The sequence below is a fragment of the Streptococcus oralis genome (assembly GCF_001588645.1).
Taxonomy (GTDB): domain Bacteria; phylum Bacillota; class Bacilli; order Lactobacillales; family Streptococcaceae; genus Streptococcus; species Streptococcus oralis_AB.
Genome location: NZ_LAYF01000006.1, coordinates 58989 through 75691, shown reverse-complemented (window position 1 = coordinate 75691; position 16703 = coordinate 58989). Strand labels below are relative to the sequence as shown.

At 43.8% G+C, this 16703-nt stretch carries 19 protein-coding genes; 2 read left to right on the top strand and 17 right to left on the bottom strand.

Translation table 11 applies throughout. From position 1 onward, the window contains the following. The 16 genes from A0739_RS05975 to A0739_RS05900 form a co-directional block, all read right to left on the bottom strand. On the bottom strand, window positions 1-2397 hold the full coding sequence (locus A0739_RS05975) for a primosomal protein N' (RefSeq protein ID WP_061587381.1): 2397 nt from the start codon (window positions 2395-2397) through the stop codon (window positions 1-3). Window positions 2398-2462: 65 nt separating this feature from the next. Next, the gene (gene rpoZ, locus A0739_RS05970; RefSeq protein ID WP_061587380.1) at window positions 2463-2777 is read right to left on the bottom strand and encodes a DNA-directed RNA polymerase subunit omega; all 315 of its coding nucleotides are present in this window, start codon (window positions 2775-2777) and stop codon (window positions 2463-2465) included. A 24-nt stretch (window positions 2778-2801) separates the two neighbouring features. Beyond that, window positions 2802-3428, bottom strand: a complete 627-nt coding sequence (gene gmk, locus A0739_RS05965) for a guanylate kinase (RefSeq protein ID WP_000775041.1) — start codon at window positions 3426-3428, stop codon at window positions 2802-2804. Window positions 3429-3562: 134 nt separating this feature from the next. Continuing rightward, complete coding sequence (locus tag A0739_RS05960; RefSeq protein WP_000404956.1) at window positions 3563-5176, bottom strand: ribonuclease Y; 1614 nt, start codon at window positions 5174-5176, stop codon at window positions 3563-3565. Between the two features lie 203 nt (window positions 5177-5379). Continuing rightward, window positions 5380-5634, bottom strand: a complete 255-nt coding sequence (locus tag A0739_RS05955; protein ID WP_000924723.1) for a Txe/YoeB family addiction module toxin — start codon at window positions 5632-5634, stop codon at window positions 5380-5382. Between the two features lie 3 nt (window positions 5635-5637). Continuing rightward, complete coding sequence (locus tag A0739_RS05950; RefSeq protein WP_000388572.1) at window positions 5638-5892, bottom strand: type II toxin-antitoxin system Phd/YefM family antitoxin; 255 nt, start codon at window positions 5890-5892, stop codon at window positions 5638-5640. Between the two features lie 132 nt (window positions 5893-6024). Further along, a complete protein-coding gene (locus A0739_RS05945) occupies window positions 6025-7122 on the bottom strand; it encodes a nucleotidyltransferase (RefSeq protein WP_061587379.1) in 1098 nt (365 codons plus the stop codon). A gap of 9 nt (window positions 7123-7131) precedes the next feature. Further along, window positions 7132-7872 carry a class I SAM-dependent DNA methyltransferase gene (locus tag A0739_RS05940; protein ID WP_061587378.1) on the bottom strand — a complete coding sequence of 247 codons (741 nt, stop codon included), beginning with the start codon at window positions 7870-7872 and terminating at the stop codon, window positions 7132-7134. Between the two features lie 453 nt (window positions 7873-8325). Continuing rightward, a complete protein-coding gene (gene rsfS, locus A0739_RS05935; protein ID WP_061408325.1) occupies window positions 8326-8679 on the bottom strand; it encodes a ribosome silencing factor in 354 nt (117 codons plus the stop codon). After that, a complete protein-coding gene (yqeK, locus tag A0739_RS05930; protein WP_061587377.1) occupies window positions 8680-9273 on the bottom strand; it encodes a bis(5'-nucleosyl)-tetraphosphatase (symmetrical) YqeK in 594 nt (197 codons plus the stop codon). It abuts the gene before it with no gap. After that, complete coding sequence (locus A0739_RS05925; protein ID WP_000963715.1) at window positions 9273-9902, bottom strand: nicotinate-nucleotide adenylyltransferase; 630 nt, start codon at window positions 9900-9902, stop codon at window positions 9273-9275. Before A0739_RS05925 ends, yqeK begins: the two co-directional genes overlap by 1 nt. Before the next feature lie 50 nt (window positions 9903-9952). Further along, on the bottom strand, window positions 9953-10264 hold the full coding sequence (yhbY, locus tag A0739_RS05920) for a ribosome assembly RNA-binding protein YhbY (protein ID WP_061587376.1): 312 nt from the start codon (window positions 10262-10264) through the stop codon (window positions 9953-9955). Between the two features lie 213 nt (window positions 10265-10477). Further along, on the bottom strand, window positions 10478-11584 hold the full coding sequence (gene yqeH / locus A0739_RS05915) for a ribosome biogenesis GTPase YqeH (protein WP_049501123.1): 1107 nt from the start codon (window positions 11582-11584) through the stop codon (window positions 10478-10480). A 2-nt stretch (window positions 11585-11586) separates the two neighbouring features. Continuing rightward, the gene (locus tag A0739_RS05910) at window positions 11587-12114 is read right to left on the bottom strand and encodes a YqeG family HAD IIIA-type phosphatase (RefSeq protein WP_049501122.1); all 528 of its coding nucleotides are present in this window, start codon (window positions 12112-12114) and stop codon (window positions 11587-11589) included. A gap of 17 nt (window positions 12115-12131) precedes the next feature. Then, window positions 12132-13040, bottom strand: a complete 909-nt coding sequence (locus A0739_RS05905) for a magnesium transporter CorA family protein (RefSeq protein WP_000899715.1) — start codon at window positions 13038-13040, stop codon at window positions 12132-12134. 57 nt (window positions 13041-13097) lie between these two features. Further along, entirely contained in the window at window positions 13098-13658 is a 561-nt protein-coding gene (locus A0739_RS05900) for a mechanosensitive ion channel family protein (protein WP_001150569.1), read from the bottom strand. A 149-nt stretch (window positions 13659-13807) separates the two neighbouring features. On the opposite strand from A0739_RS05900, the gene sstT reads away from it, so the two are divergent. Further along, window positions 13808-15019, top strand: coding sequence for a serine/threonine transporter SstT (gene sstT, locus A0739_RS05895; protein WP_061587375.1), 1212 nt, complete (start codon window positions 13808-13810; stop codon window positions 15017-15019). Window positions 15020-15068: 49 nt separating this feature from the next. Beyond that, window positions 15069-16022: an aromatic acid exporter family protein gene (locus A0739_RS05890; RefSeq protein ID WP_061587374.1), complete on the top strand. Its 954-nt coding sequence runs from the start codon at window positions 15069-15071 to the stop codon at window positions 16020-16022. Between the two features lie 196 nt (window positions 16023-16218). Here the strand turns inward: A0739_RS05890 and A0739_RS05885 are convergent, their stop codons facing one another. Further along, entirely contained in the window at window positions 16219-16689 is a 471-nt protein-coding gene (locus tag A0739_RS05885) for a hypothetical protein (protein ID WP_033630306.1), read from the bottom strand. Window positions 16690-16703 lie beyond the last annotated feature (14 nt).

The following is a 16703-nucleotide window of genomic DNA, read 5'->3' as shown; positions in this document are numbered from 1 at the left end:
TTATAAAAATTGCTGCGGTTCGTGGTCAATACTAAGACGAAGCTCGCTATTTTCCCGTTCTTGAGTCAAGGCTAAAACTCGATTGAGAGTTGGTCCCAGCTCATCTTCTAAACGGTATTTAATCAAAATCTGGTAATGATAAAGGTTGTGGGTGCGGGCAATGGGTTTTGGTGTCGGTCCAAGGATTTTACTAGTTTCCGATAAACCTGAGCGCAAAATCCCCATAACTTCATAGGCACGTTTGACAACCTCTTCTTCTTTCTTGTGAGAGAGGGTAATCCCAATAGTGAAATAATAAGGCGGATAGCCAAGTTGGCGTCTGATACTCATTTCATAGGCATAAAAACCTTCATAATCCTGTTCCTTGGCAAAACGAATGGCATAATGATCAGGATTGTAAGACTGGATCAAGACCTGCCCAGCTTTTTCCGCACGTCCTGCCCGACCAGCCACCTGGGTTAAGAGTTGGAAGGTTCTCTCAGAAGAACGGAAATCAGGCAGATTCAAGGCCGTATCTGCATTAAGAACTCCGACCAGAGTCACATTTGGGAAATCCAAGCCCTTGGCAATCATCTGAGTTCCCAGCAAGATATCCGCTTCCCCTCGACCAAACTGGTCAAGAAGAGCTTGGTGACTTCCTTTCCTACGGGTCGTATCCACATCCATCCGCAGAATGCGGGCCTGAGGAAAGAGTTCTGCCAGCTCATCATAGGCTTTCTGAGTCCCCGTCCCGTAATAACGAATACTGCGGCTCTGACAGTTGGGACAGACATGAGGAATTCCCTTCGAAAAACCACAGTAATGGCAGTTCATGGTCTTGGTATCCATGTGGAGAGTCAGAGAAATATCGCAGTTGGGACAAGTATCCACCGTCCCACACTCCCGACACATAACAAAGCTAGAATAACCCCGACGGTTGAGCATGAGGACTACCTGCTCTTTTTTATCCAAACGGTCTTGGATGGCTTCTAGCAAAGGAGGAGTAAAGTTTGATGTCTCATTCTGCCCGATATAGTCACGAAAGTCAATCACTTGAACCTCAGGAATCGTAGCCAAAGGATTGGCCCGTTGGGTCAGACGTAAGTGTTGATAGACCCCTTTTCCAGCACGCGCACGGCTCTCTAAGCTCGGTGTCGCCGAACCAAGGACCAGGGCCGCTTGATTGTACTGGGCCCGTAGAATGGCGACCTCTCTAGCATGATAACGCGGATTGCTGTCTTGCTTGTAACTGGCTTCATGTTCTTCATCGATAATGATGACACCTAGATTTTTCAGAGGAGCAAAGATGGCTGATCTGGCTCCAACAACAACTTGAGCATCTCCACGTTCCACTTTGCGCCATTCATCGTACTTTTCACCATTAGACAGGCCTGAGTGAAGGATGGCTACTTTCTCGCCGAAACGAGCAATAAAACGCTCCGTCATTTGTGGCGTCAGAGAAATCTCAGGTACCAGCAAAATAGCCGTCTTACCCTTATTCAAGGCTCCTTGGATGATCTGTAAGTAAACCTCTGTTTTCCCACTTCCTGTAATCCCTTGAAGGAGGAAAGGAGGTTGCTGACTGCCAATAGCACTGATAACAGCATCGCGAGCTTGTCTTTGCTCTGGGTTCAGCTCCAAAGGTCTACTTGCTTCAATGCCTTCAAAATAAGCAGCTGAACGTTGCACTTCCTTGTGGACAAGGCTTAGAGCTCCTTGATCCACAAAAAAGTTGACTTGCTCGCGTGAGTAGGATTCTAACAAGCTAGCCAGAGGAGCACTTTCGGGATGAGAAAGCAAATAGTCTCTCAGCTCTGCCTTTTTCTTGGCACGCGCAGAAATCTCAATACCTTCTAACTGCTCAACATGGACCTCATACCACGACTGGGTCTTGACCTTCTTCTGATCGACTGCCTGGTATTCTAAGCGGAGCAGACCTTTCCTGGTCAAGCGCATCATTTCTGCCTGTTTAGCAAGGTTTAGAGAAGAAAAGGCTAGCGAATCTTCGGAACCAAACAGACGCTCTTTGTCTGCCTGACTTAGGCCTTCCAGAGGATAGAGAATCTTATCATAACTGGAGTTTAAAAATCCCGGCAACATGGCTTTTAGAATGGAGATTTTATAAGAAAAGACAGACTTGCGTAACTCCTCAGCCAGCCAGAGTTGCTCTTGAGTGAGAACCGGGGAAAAATCCAGCACTTCCGCAATCTCTTTCAAGTCCTGATCAGCAACCTCTTCATCCGACTGGGACTCCAGGCCAAGCACAATACCTTGGATCAAACGATTGCCCTTACCAAAGGGGACATGGACCCGCATACCGACTTCCAGCATGTCTACAAATTCCTCAGGAACCTTGTAACTATAGGGCTGGTCCGTCTGCATCAGGGGAACATCCACGATAATCTTTGCTATAGCCATCTTCTCACCTCCTTCTTGTCAGTAAATTCTTGCAATAGAAAAAATAAGATTGAGTCCCCCCAACCTTAAATTTTTTCACCATCTTCTTTTTCTTTAGCGATTTGCTCTTTGATTTTCTTTTCTTCTTCTTCTTTGTGGCGTTTTTCTTCTTCGATACGGAGACGAACCGCTTCACGTTTTCCTTCTGGATCTGGGTGAATGGTTACATTGCCTGACTCGATTTCTTCCAAAGCGCGAAGAGTTGATTTTTCAGACTTAAACTCTTGAGTTGCTGGTGCACCGGCTTCTAGTTCATGGGCACGTTTTGCTTCCAAGATTACGAGTGAATATTTTGATGGTACCTTGTCTAGCAAGGTATCAATAGAGGGTTTTAACATCATTTGCTTGTACCTGTTTCCTATAGTTTATCGAGTAGTCGGAGATTTTGGCAACATCTCCTGGTAGTGACCAATGACACGGTCCACTCGGAAGTGTTCTGCTTCAATCACACGCTTGACACGTTCAGCAGCGAGGGGCACCTGATCGTTGACAATGGCATAATCATACTCACGCATGAGGGCAATTTCTTCCTTGGCTTTTTCGATTCGTTGGGCAATCACTTCAGCGCTATCTGTTCCACGACCTACCAAACGATCTTGCAATTCATCCAAATCTGGTGGCGTTAGAAAGATAAAGACAGCATCTGGAACTTTTTTCTTAACCTGAAGAGCTCCCTGAACTTCAATCTCAAGAAAGACATCGATTCCCTTGTCCAGAGTTTCATTGACATAGGTCAAAGGAGTTCCATAGTAGTTACCGACATATTCTGCATATTCCAACATCTGACCTTGACGGATCAGCTCTTCAAACTCTTCACGAGTACGGAAGAAATAGTCCACCCCGTCCACTTCGCCAGGACGTTGCGCACGTGTCGTCATCGATACAGAGTATTGAAATTGATTCTCAGAACTCTCAAAAATCTCTCTTCTAACCGTTCCTTTCCCAACTCCTGAAGGACCAGAAAAAACGATTAGCAAGCCTCGGTCTGCCATTATGTCTCCTTTAGTTAGTCTGTGAAATAAAGTAAAATTTCTCTCGGATACTGATGATAGCGTCAGTTATCCTTCTACAGTCTTTCTATCTAGTGTAACAAAAAAGCAGTAATATTTCAACTGCTCTTTCTTATTTATTTAGCATAATCTACTGCACGAAGTTCGCGAATCACGGTTACCTTGATATTTCCTGGGTAATCGAGATTGTTTTCAATTTTCTCACGAACTTTGTGAGCCAAGATTGTGACTTTGTCGTCCTTGATTTGTCCTGGATTAACCATGATACGGATTTCACGTCCTGCTTGAAGGGCAAAGCTATTTTGCACTCCTTCAAAGCCATTGGCGATTTCTTCCAAATCATGGAGACGCTTGATGTAGCTTTCAAGAGATTCACTACGAGCACCTGGACGCGCTGCACTCAAGGCATCTGCTGCAGCAACGATCACTGCAATGACGCTTTCGGCTTCCACATCGCCGTGGTGGCTAGCAATCGTATTCACCACAACTGGGTGTTCCTTGTACTTGCGTGCCAATTCCGTACCAATCTCAACGTGGCTACCTTCAACCTCGCGGTCAATAGCTTTCCCGATGTCGTGAAGGAATCCAGCACGACGGGCAAGAGCTGCATTTTCACCAAGTTCACTGGCGATGATACCAGATAACTTAGCAACCTCAATCGAATGACGCAAGACATTTTGTCCATAAGAAGTACGGAACTGCAAGCGTCCCATGATCTTCATCAAGTCTGGATGGAGGTTTGGCGCACCAATCTCATAGGCAGCAGCCTCACCGTATTCACGGATCTTATTGTCAATCTCTTGACGGTTTTTCTCAACCAACTCCTCGATACGAGCTGGGTGGATACGGCCATCTTTGAGCAACATTTCCATGGTCATACGAGCAATCTCACGACGAATCGGATCAAATCCTGACAAGGTTACCACTTCTGGCGTGTCGTCAATGATGACATCAACCCCTGTCAAACTTTCAAAGGTACGAATATTGCGTCCTTCACGACCGATAATGCGTCCCTTCATGGTATCGTCTGGTAGGTGAACTGTAGAGTTTGTTGACTCCGCTACATACTCACCAGCGATACGCTGCATAGCCTGAACCAAGATATCTTTCGCAATCTTGTCTGAACGTTCCTTCACTTCTTGCTCAGCCTCACGAATGCGGCTAGCAATTTCCTTAGTCAAGTTTTCCTCTGTCTGAGCCAAGATAATATCTCGAGCCTCAGTTTGGGAAAGGGAACCGATACGTTCAAGTTCAGCTTCTTTTTGTCTTTCGACTTCCTCTAATTGCTCTTCACGTGCATCAAGGTTTTTTGCTCTATCAGAAATACTTTGTTCTTTTTGTTCAAGTGTTTTTTCTTTGTTCGTCAAATTGTCGTCTTTGCGGTCAAGGCTCGCAGCTCTCTCCGTCAAACGACTTTCAATTTGCTTGAGCTCCTGACGTTCTGACTTAAATTCAGCGTCCACTTCTTCACGGTATTTTCTGGCTTCCTCTTTGGCCTCCAATAGTGCTTCTTTTTTAAGAGACTTGCTTTCGCTCTTGGCTTCATTTAGTAATAAATCCGCTTCGCGCTCAGCTTGTCCTCGTAAATTAGTTGCTTCTTGTTCAGCATTTAGAAGCATCAACTCTGCAGCTTCTTGAGATGATTTCATCTTAGCTGAGATGCTGACATATCCAATGACTAAACCAATGATGACGGCAAAAACAGCAATCGCAAGTGTCATGATTTCCATGTTTTTACCTCATTAAATTTGTTTATCGAATGACATACATTCCTTAATATTCTATCATAAAAAACCGATTTTCACAAACCCAAATTGAAGAGTTTTGTGTGAATTTTAGGAGAAAGTTCTGAAATCGCCAAACAAACTTTCTAACTCTTAAAAATGACATTTTCATTAAAACATACAATAAAAAAGCCTACCTTTCAATAGACTTAGTAATGATCTTTAAAGGACAAGAAAGCCACGCTATCTCCATCTATCATATAAATCAAGCGATTTTCTGCATCAATGCGACGTGACCAAGCTCCTTGATAATCATACTTGAGCGGTTCTGGTTTCCCCATTCCTACAAAAGGATCGCGTTGAATATCCTTGATTAATTTATTGATCCTTTTTAATGTCTTCTTATCTTGGTTTTGCCAATAGCAGTAATCTGCCCAGGCATCTTCTGTAAACTTGAGCAGCATTTCTCACTCCTCAATCACATGTACCTGAGTGCTTCCAGCACGAACTTGAGCCATTCCTCGCAAAACCTTATCAGAAAGTTCCTTGTTTTGAGCGATTCTCAGGGTTTCCTGAATACTATCCCACTCGCTCTTTGAAAGGACAACAATATCCTCATCAGGATTTTTATTGACCACCGTCAAAGGCTCAAATTCATCGTTTACCTTCTTCATGTAGTCTTTTAAATGATTTCGGAATGTTGAATAAAGAACTGCTTCCATAACCATACCTCATTTTACCTCTTTTCCACTATTATACACAAAAAGAAAGAAATTGTCAGGAACTTGTACAAGATTTTTTCTTTTCTATCTATTTATTCGAAAAAATCTCAAAAAGTCTACCTTTCAGTAGACTTAGTTTGATTCACTCATAATCGGTACTTTACCAAAATTCTGTTCTGCTATACTTGGCTGTCCTAGTTGGTAGATCTGATCCGCCTTTTGGGTCATGGTATCCCAAGGTTCTTTACCAATTCGGCTGACTAGATGGACTTGGTCTTTCAGAGACTTGAGATGTTGTCTGCCTTTTTCGGTAAAGCCAAGGACATGAATGGCTTCTGGCAATTCGCTTTCTCTGGCCTGCACTAGGATATAGGTCAAGAGGCGTCTGACACGCGCCTTGGTATAGCGTTTGGTCGCAACTGCCTCGACCAATTCATCAACAGTCTGAGCTGTCTTGATGGCATCCTTGATGCGCACAGCCATTTCTTGATTGACCTGATAGATGGTGGTTAGGGCTGGATTTGACAAGATTTGATAGCGGAGCAAGGGAAAATAGTCATCCCAGCTCACCTTACACGCCTGCTCAAAGAGGGCAACAGAAGGCATAAAGCGTTCTAAGAAATCTTGGTCTGATTGATGCTGACGGAGAGCTGTTGCCGAGGCGAAGTCCACATCTTTGTCCACAGAATGATACCCCGCTCCCTGACGCTGAATCGGATGCAGTTTGATGTTGCGTCCTGCAACCGCCTTGGTATAGGCCAGAGCAAGGACATGATTAGGCGTATTGCCTGAAAAATCTAGATCTGCAAATTCTTGCCACATAGCTTGGGTTTTCTGGGGATAAGATAGGGAATCAGGTAGATTTTCCACAAAACTCTCCATCTCAGCACCTTGCTCTGTGTATAAGTCAGCAATTTTCTGATAGTCCAGAACTTCCTCCGTCCCAAAGGCTAAGGTATCAATCCCCAAGCAAGCTAAGATATCAACAGCCCCTTGGCCAAAGAAATCCGCCGCCTGAACACTGACTAAAAAGGGCAATTCCACTACCAGGTCTGCTCCATTCTCTAGCGCCATCTGAGCTCGTGTCCACTTGTCCACGATAGCCGGCTCTCCTCTTTGCATGAAGTTCCCAGACATGGCAACAATTTTCAGCCCTTCAGCCTGATCCAGCAGGTATTTGTGGCCATTATGAAAAGGATTGAACTCCGCGATAATACCTGTGATGGTCATAGAAATCTCCTACTTCTGCGCGACAAAAAACCAACGGGTGCTAGTTTCTGTTGGTTCCTTGTCCTCAAAGTCCGCATAGAGTTTGAAAGACTTGAAGCCAGCTTGTTCCAGCAAAATATCATAGGTCAGAACCTCATAAGTCCGCTCCTCATGCACTTCATCGTGGCGACTAAAGGACCCATCAGCCTCCTTGATAAAGAAAGTCAACTCATGCACGATGGAGTGAGGAGCTTCGTCCTCATAGGTGTCCCAAAGCATGGCAAAATCTTCCGCATTTTCATGGTAGGAATAGCCTGGAAAAACCTCATCAGTCTGGTAGGTCGAATGCACATCAAAGATGAAAACTCCGTCTTCGTTGAGGACATTATACACTTCCTTAAATACGTCCCCTACCTCCACCTCATCCTGCATGTAACAGATCGAGTCCGAATAACAAGTGACAAAATCATATTTCCCTGCTTTGGACAAATCCAGCATGTTGCCTTCAATAAAATCAATCTTTTGCTTGGCTGAAGCAGCTCTCTTCTCCGCAATCTTCAGCATATCTGCGCTTAAATCAAGTCCCGTCACATCAAAACCAGCCTGAGAAAATCGAACAGACTGGATGCCTGTCCCACAAGCCAGCTCCAAGAGTTTCTTTCTCTCCTTGGTCTTAGGCAAATGACGCAGAGAAAAATCCGTCCATTTGTCGTATAAACTATCGTCCATCACAGCATCGTAAACAGCCGCAAAGGTTTCATATGTCGCCATAATTAAGATACAAAGAGCGTTAAAAGCTAAGAGAAAATAGGCATCTTACCGACGTAGCGTCAGATACAAAGGAAGTTCCTCTTTTTCTCACAGCTTTTAGCTCGTGTTCAATTTCAAGATCAACCAAACACGTCGCCCTCACCTTTCTATCCATTTTTTCTAAAATAAGCAAATAAAACCCAGTTGAGTGCAACTGAGTTCGATTGAAGACAAAGTCTTTTTAAGACTTTCCTTAGGTGATTTCGGACGTCTGCGAGCTTCTTCGAAGTTCCAAGACTTAGTTTTGAGCCTAAGGTCTCAAAACTCCCGACTTCTTGAAACATTTTTGTTTCAAGAAGTTTTATCACAACGGAAAGTCTCGGTAATTTCTCACTTTCTCACTCAGAAAACAAGAATAACCTCAATACATTGTCGAATTTCAAAGTAATTCCCAGCCGAAATTCAAGTCATCTTCTACGCCAGAGTTTCAGATAAATCTACTGAGCTCGCCTCATGCCATAGCTTCTCTAAGTTATAGTGGGCACGCATTTCTTCTGAAAAGATATGCACAACGACACCACCGAGGTCTAGTAGAACCCAACCTCCCGCTGCATCACCTTCAACATGGCTGCCTTTAACACCAGCTTCTGCTACTTTTTCACGAATGTTATCAGCGATTGCATCCAACTGACGGCTATTCATCGAGCTCGTGATGACAAAGTAGTCAGTCACACTGGTCAAATCTTGTACATCAAGTGCAAGGATATCCTCCGCACGTTTCTCATCCGCCGCTTTCACGACTAGTTCTAGTAATTCTTTTTCGTTCATTTAGTCCTCTTTCAAATAGTGCACAAAGGCGTTATAGGTTTCAAGGGTTTGGGGATAGATGGGGAATCCCTGATGAGCTAAATGCTCCACGGTACGAGCTGTCTCATAAGCCACTGCCTTATTGAGCGACAAACTTGCAATTTCACGCGCCACATCCACTCCTGGAAAGGCACGATTGTGCTCGATATAGTCTGCGACGTAGACAACTTTATCCAGGTCGCTCATCTGACCAGCACCGACTGTATGGATTTCAATAGCTCGCAGGATTTCTGGATCATGCAAATCCAAATCTTCCTGAATCTTGTAGATACCAACCATGCCATGCCAGACATTATTGCCCCAGTTTTTAAGGTCAGGGTTTAGCTGATAACGGTCAATCAAGTCTAGAAATTCCTGATCTGACAGTTTTTTAGCATAGTCGTGAAGAAGGCCTGCTAGACCCGCTTTCTCAGTATCGACTCCGAATCGTTTCGCAAGCTCTATGGCTGCACGCTCCACCCCCAAACAATGGGTTAAACGTTTTTCAGGCAGAAGCTCTGCCATTTTTTTCAACAAAGCCTCGCGGGAGCAGTTGATATAGTCTTGGTATGCCATCAGTAAAGCCCCTCCTTCTCGATGTAGTCTAGCACTGGCTGAGGTAGGAGAAAGTTAGGTTTCCGACCTTGGGCAATGAAGTCACGCACCATGCTGGACGAGATGTCCATGAGAGGCACATCCACCCAGATAACTGGATAGGAAGTCCCTGCCTTGTAGCGTGGACGCTGAACCCCTACAAACTGAACCATGTCGACCAGCTCATCAATTCGGTACCACTTAGGCAGATAGTCCACCATATCAGCCCCGATAATGAAGTAATAATCCGTATCTGGATGTTGCTCTGTCAAAATCTTCATGGTGTCGTAGGTGTAGGAAATGCCCTTACGCTCTAACTCAATGGTTTCAATGTCCAGACCTTCAATCCCCTCAATCGCCAACTCAAGCATCTTGAGCCGATGGTGCTCGGGAATGGTTTCCTTTTTATCTACATGAGGTGGTTGGTATTCGGGCATAAGCAGGACCTGATCTAGTCCCAACTGTTGTCGTACTTGGTCCGCCACAACAAGATGGGCATTGTGAACAGGGTTAAAATTTCCGCCTAAAATCCCGACTTGTTTGCGTTTTTTCTCCTTGATTTCTGGCTCCAACTCTACCTTGGTAAAGGGAGTCAATAATTCGATTGCCATAGGCTCGTCTTCCTTTAATTCTCTGTAAAAACAGTTGTTTGGAGTAGGTTTTAGATTTCTTTGACTTTCTTGGAAATCTTGCGATTTTCTTTCTTGCTAGATTGTTTATACAAAATCAAGATGCGTCCGATTTTTTGGACAGTATCCACTCCGATTTCTTCTTCCAAAATTTCAGCTACTTCGTGGATGTTTTCATCTGTGTTTTGTAAGAGAGTAATCTTAATCAATTCACGCGCGTCAAGAGCTTGACGAACGCTGGTCTTGATTTGGTCGTTGAGACCATTTTTTCCAATTTGGATGATGGGTTTGAGGGTGTGTGCCTGGCTGTTGAGGAAGGCACGTTGTTTTGATGTTAATGACATAATTTCTTTAAAAGAGTTTCTTTTAATACTTTTCTGAAGTGGTGACGGACGTCAGCAAAGTCCTTCGGACTTTCATGACTAAAATTTGAGCCTAAGGTCTCTAATTTTCCGCAGTTGGTACAATTCCTTGTACCAACTGACACCACGGCGAAAAGTATTCGTTATAGGCTCGCAGAGCTCGCTCGAATCCAGACAACTCTTTCCTTTCTGTGTTTAAATAATTGCTTTTCGTGTGACGACGGCGACGCCTTCTGGTGCCCAGACGGCGACTTTGGCGGTGCCTGTTACACGGATCCAGCCTAGGCCTGAGATGACCAGGTCTGTCTTATCCTTGATGGTAAATACATGCTGGACTAGTTTTGGAAACTCCTCTTTTTCCTTGCTATTTGGTGGCGTCAAAAGGGTTCCGAGGTGCTTGTCGTAGAAAGCACTAGCGCCTTCAAGCTTGGTACGATGCAATTTGAGTTCATTGTCAAAGAAGGCTGTAAAACCTTGCTTTTCTCCTGAGATGAAGTCAAAACGTCCAAGACCACCTAAAAACAGGGTTTGCTCAGGGTTAAGCTGATAGGTTTTGGGCTTGATTTCCTTTTTAGGGCTGACATACTTGAGGTTTTTAGCCGTCAAGTAGTGAGCCATCTGGTGGCGATGAATAATTCCCGGTGTATCGTAGATATAAGATCCGTCGTCAAGCGGAATCTCAATCTTGTCCAAGGTTGTCCCTGGGAAACGCGAAGTCGTAATGACATTTTGGTCGCCCGTAATTTCTTGGATAATAGCATTGATAAGGGTTGATTTTCCAACGTTGGTTACCCCAACTACATAGACATCGCGTCCCTTACGGTAGTGTTCAATCTTGTCAATGACTTCCTTAATAGCATGCTTATTCTGAGCCGAAGTCAGGACGACATCCACAGGGCGAAGACCTTCTTCGTGGGCACGTTCCATGAGCCACTGGCTAATCTTGCCCGGTTTAACTGACTTGGGCAGGATATCTTTCTTATTTCCAACCAAGAGGACATCATTGCCCGATACAAAACGTGGCAAGCCTGGGATAACTGATCCATTGAAGTCAAAGATATCAATGACATTGACTACCAAAGCATCACTGTCTCCCACCTCGTGCAAGAGTTTGAGGAAATCATCGTCCGTCAACTGGACATCTGTAATTTCATTGTAGTGACGGAGACGGAAACAACGTTGACAATAGACTTCACCAGTCTCCAAGCCTTTTTCAAGTGCCGACTGGGGAGTGAAACCAAGACCAGCCTTGTCTGTCGTCTGAATGGTTGCTCCACAACCAATACAGAGAATTTCTTCCATAGTTAGATTCCTTTTTTATATGTAATCGGTCCGTACTTTTCAGTAATTTGCTTCATGACACGGCGTTCGCGAGCCCGGTTAATCTGCGTTTTAATAGAGTCGTGTTGGACCAAGGGTTTGACTAAAATTGAGCGGATGCCTGCACGATGCGCTGCTCGTATGTCTGTCATGAGTTGGTCGCCGACCATGACCACTTCATTTTTCTCATAGTGAAATTCCTTCATGGCACGGTCAATCCCAAATGTGAAGGGCTTCAGAGCCCAATAAATGTAATCAATCCCAAACTTTTCAACTGCTCGTTGAACTCGTTTTTTGGTGTTATTTGAGACCACGATGATGCGAATGCCCGCGTCACGGAGATCATGTAGCCATTGCTTCATCTCTGGCGTCCCATCAGGGTTGTTCCAAGCAATGAGGGTATTATCCAGATCGACCAAAACAGCCTTGATTCCCTGCGCTTGCAGGCTTGGGACTGTCAGATCATAAACTGCTTCCACAGCAAAATCTGGCATATAATTTTCAATCGCCATTCTGGCTCCTTTTCTTTTTAATTTCTAGCAATATTCTTTAAATATTGGGCTAAGACTACCCATAAAATGAGACTAGCTATCAAAATATAAATCCAAGCATTTGGTTCATCTGCAAACGGTAAGGGAACATTCATTCCGAAGAATCCTGTAATAACCGCAAGGATAGCTAGCAAGACTGAGATAATTGTCAAAGTTGTCAAATTATCATTTAGATTATTATTCAGGATGTTGTTGTAAGAGGCTGAGAGTTGTTGCAAAACTTGAGAAATCAAGTCTGTCATCGAAACCAACTGGTGCGCTTCAATCATGGCATCGTCAAACTGCTCTCTTTCTACCTCATTAAAATTGCGATAAAGAGCATGCCCTTGGATGTGTTCCAAGAGGAGACGATTTTGTTTGGCAGCAGCTGTCAGGTAAACCATACCAGTTTCCAAGTCAGAGAGGGCAAAAAGATTCTTTTTAGTTGTTTTTTGACGAAGAAGTGCACTGATTTCATCCTTACTTTTATCCATCTCTTCAATAACTGGATAATAAGCATTGCTTATAATCTCTAAACTGGCAAAAAGAAATTTGTAGATTGAAACAACTTCATGGCTTTCAAGATAGGTTGCCATACGTTTAATCACATAACTATTCTTGTGATTGCTAATTGTGATCAGCCGTTGTTTTTCAACGATAAAGGTCATCGGAATCGCTTCATAATATTCTTTGTCTTTTTCTAAATCAAGAACATTATAAATGAAGGTGACCGTTCCCGTTTCACGGTGATAGTCCATGTGGGCACGCTCATTTCTATCCAGAGCATACTCGATAGTTTCTTTGTCCAATCCATAGACATCCGAAAGGTCTTCCATGTTTTTAATCTTGTCCACATCAAGGTCTATCCATGTACAATCGTGACCTAATTTTTTCTCTACAAATAGCATACTCTCTCCTTTACCAAACTCCTTCTATTGTACCATAAATCTGCTAAAATAGCCGGCCTATTCAGTACGAGATAGATTGCTGACGACGGTGATATTGCGATTGGGAACAAAGTGAAGGGCTTGATCGTCACCTCGCAGTTGCGTTGTACGGATTCCTACGCTAACGACCTTTCCAGAAACGGTAATCGGTCCATTTGTGAGAACGACTTCATCACCCACATCAAGCTGGCGTTCAAAAAGGATGAAGAAGCCATTAATGACATCGGATAGAAAGCCTTGCGCCCCCATACCAATGGCCACCCCAGCAATCCCCGCACCGGCAAGGAGGCTAGAAACTGGCAGTCCTAAAATAGACAGGATACAGTAGAGCAAGAAGAAATACAGAATGTAGTTAAAGACATTCTCCAGCAAACGCGAGATGGTTTTTTGTCTTCCTGCATCTCGATTGGAAAATTTAAGTGAGGGCTTGACAATCTTTCGTACAGTCGCATGAAGCATCTTTTTAGCTATATAAAATAGTAAAAACAAAATCAAAAGAGAAATCACCTTGGTCAAGAGATTCTCTAAAATAGTTGTTAAGTCAAGTTTATCAAAATAGCGTTGAAAAAAATCTTGCATATAAAACTCCTTTTTCCTATTATACCATAAAATCGTCCTTCTCTTTTCTTTCATAATTATTCAATTATCATCTCTATTTTCATAATATCACTTGCCTCTATGGCATATTTATACTATAATTATAAACAATACATTTGAAGGAGACTGCTATGAAACGAATCATTAGAGCCTGGACCAAGGCAAGCCTCATCAAACGAATCCTTATTGGAATGATTTTTGGAGCTACATTGGGGATGCTCTTTCCAAACCTTACAGGAATCGGTCTGCTTGGAGACCTCTTTGTAGGCGGACTGAAAGCCATCGCTCCTATTTTGGTTTTTGCCCTTGTTGCCAATGCCCTTTCCCAACACCAAAAGGGACAAAACACCAATATGAAGACTGTTATTTTCCTATACTTGCTTGGAACCTTTGCCGCTGCATTGGTGGCTGTTCTAGCTGGTTTCTTACTACCTGTGCAAATCACCCTGACCAGCGCAAATACAGAAGTTGCTGCTCCTGACGGTATCGGTCAAGTCCTCAGCAATCTCCTACTCAAACTGGTGGACAATCCTCTAAATGCTATTGTTGAAGCCAACTATATCGGGATTCTCTCTTGGGCAGTCATCTTTGGCTTGGCTATGAGAGAGGCAAGTAAACACAGTAAAGAATTACTGAAAACCATGGCGGATGTCACCTCTAAAATCGTGGAATGGATTATCAATCTAGCTCCTTTTGGAATTTTAGGCTTGGTGTTTAAGACCATCTCAGACAAGGGTATTGCCAGTCTGGCTAACTACGGTGTCCTCCTAGGACTCTTGATTGCTACCATGGCCTTTGTTGCTCTCATCATCAACCCGCTCATCGCCTTTCTCTTTATGAAGAAAAATCCCTATCCCCTTGTTTTGAAATGTCTACGTGTCAGTGGTATTACAGCCTTTTTCACTCGTAGCTCTGCCGCCAATATCCCTGTCAATATGAAACTCTGCCAAGACTTGGGACTGAATCCTGACACCTACTCTGTCTCCATCCCGCTTGGTTCGACCATCAATATGGCTGGCGCTGCTGTTACCATAAATGTCCTGACTCTAGCTGCCGTCAACACACTCGGAATCTCGGTAGACTTTGGAACCGCATTTGTGCTCAGTGTCGTGGCTGCCATTTCTGCCTGCGGAGCCTCTGGAATCGCTGGGGGATCCCTTCTCCTCATTCCTGTCGCTTGTAGCCTCTTTGGGATTTCCAACGACTTGGCTATGCAAGTTGTCGGAGTCGGTTTTGTGATCGGAGTCGTTCAAGACTCCTGCGAAACAGCCCTGAACTCTTCAACAGATGTCCTCTTTACAGCGGTTGCCGAGTATGCTACAAACCGAAAACTTCGCCCCTAGTCTCCGACTCCTCGTTAAACACTTGACTCTATTAGTTTAGGAAATTTTCATGTCCCTCACTCAACGTACGACCAAACTGGTCTTAGCGACCTGTCTCGCTTGTTTTCTCGCTTATTTTTTAGATTTATCATCAGCAGTTTCAGCTGGAATCATCGCTCTCTTAAGCCTCTCCGACACGCGCAGAAGCACGCTGAAATTAGCACGTAACCGCCTCTTTTCCATGCTCCTAGCGCTCGCTATCGGTGTTCTAGCCTTTCAGCTGACGGGCTTTCACATCTGGAGTCTGGGCCTCTACCTGGCTCTCTATGTCCCTCTTGCTTACAAAATGGGCTGGGAAATCGGCATCACACCTAGCAGTGTCTTGGTCGGTCATCTCTTGGTACAGGAGTCTACTTCCCCAGATCTCTTGCTTAATGAAGTGCTCCTCTTTCTCATCGGGACAAGCTTTGCACTATTGGTCAACCTTTATATGCCCTCTCGTGAGAAAGCCATCCAAAGCTACCACCTTCAGGTCGAAGAAAAGTTAAAAGACATCCTGCTTCGTTTTAAATACTATCTGTCAAGAGGAGACGGACGCAATCAAGCCCAACTCGTTGACCAATTAGACAAGCTCCTCGATGAGGCTCTCAAACTGGTTTATTTGGATCACTCGGACCATCTCTTTCACCAGACGGACTACCACATCCATTACTTTGAGATGAGACAGCGACAAAGTCGCATCCTGCGAAATATGGCCCAGCAGATCAATACCTGTCATCTGGCCGCAAGTGAGAGTTTGATCTTGGCCCAGCTCTTTTCTAAGATTGCTGCTCAGCTAAGTCAGACCAATCCTGCTCATGACCTACTTGATGACATCGAACGCTATCTGCAAGTCTTCCGCAATCGGAATCTCCCGAAAACACGTGAGGAGTTTGAAACCCGTGCTACCCTCCTGCAACTATTACGCGAAGCTGAAACCTTTATCCAGGTTAAGGTCGATTTTTATCAGAAATATGGAAACTAGAACGCAAAGAACCTCAGAGAATTCCTCTGAGGTTCTTGTGTTTTGCATTTGGAGGAAAATTGTTTGACCATTCCCCTTAGAATCATCAAAACAGGGATATCTTCTGTAGAACCTAAATCTCTATCAAGACTAGCCATACCTAAAAATTCACAGACTGTTTCAACAGTTAGATTGACTTTCATAACAATCCAACAAGCTAGAAGACTTTATATTGTCCACCCGCATATCCGCAAGGAATGTAGCCTGCTTGATATAAGGCATACAAATCATCGAAAAATCTTGACTCAACTTGGGGCACCTCTTTTTTGATGGTCAAGTAGATAGCCAAGCCGATGATATCAAATAGAATCTGATCTTTCATGGATGCTACTAGTTTACCTTCCCCGACCAGGTTATCTAATCGTGCTTCAATTTCAGGAATTATTTCCTCTTTTGCATTATTTGCCAGTGAATTCCAGTGTTTATAAATGTCACTCTGGTTTTTAAAAAGATACACACTAAAATCACCATCTTTTTCTAACACAAAATTCTCCCATTTTAAACTATTAATATTCTTCTCTGCTTCTTGCAGTTTCTTTATCTGTTTGATGGGAACAGTCGTTTCTCTGCTTCCATTTAAAAAAGGAATCGAGATTAAACTTTTAATAACATCATCATTTATTTTCATAAATAACCTCTATT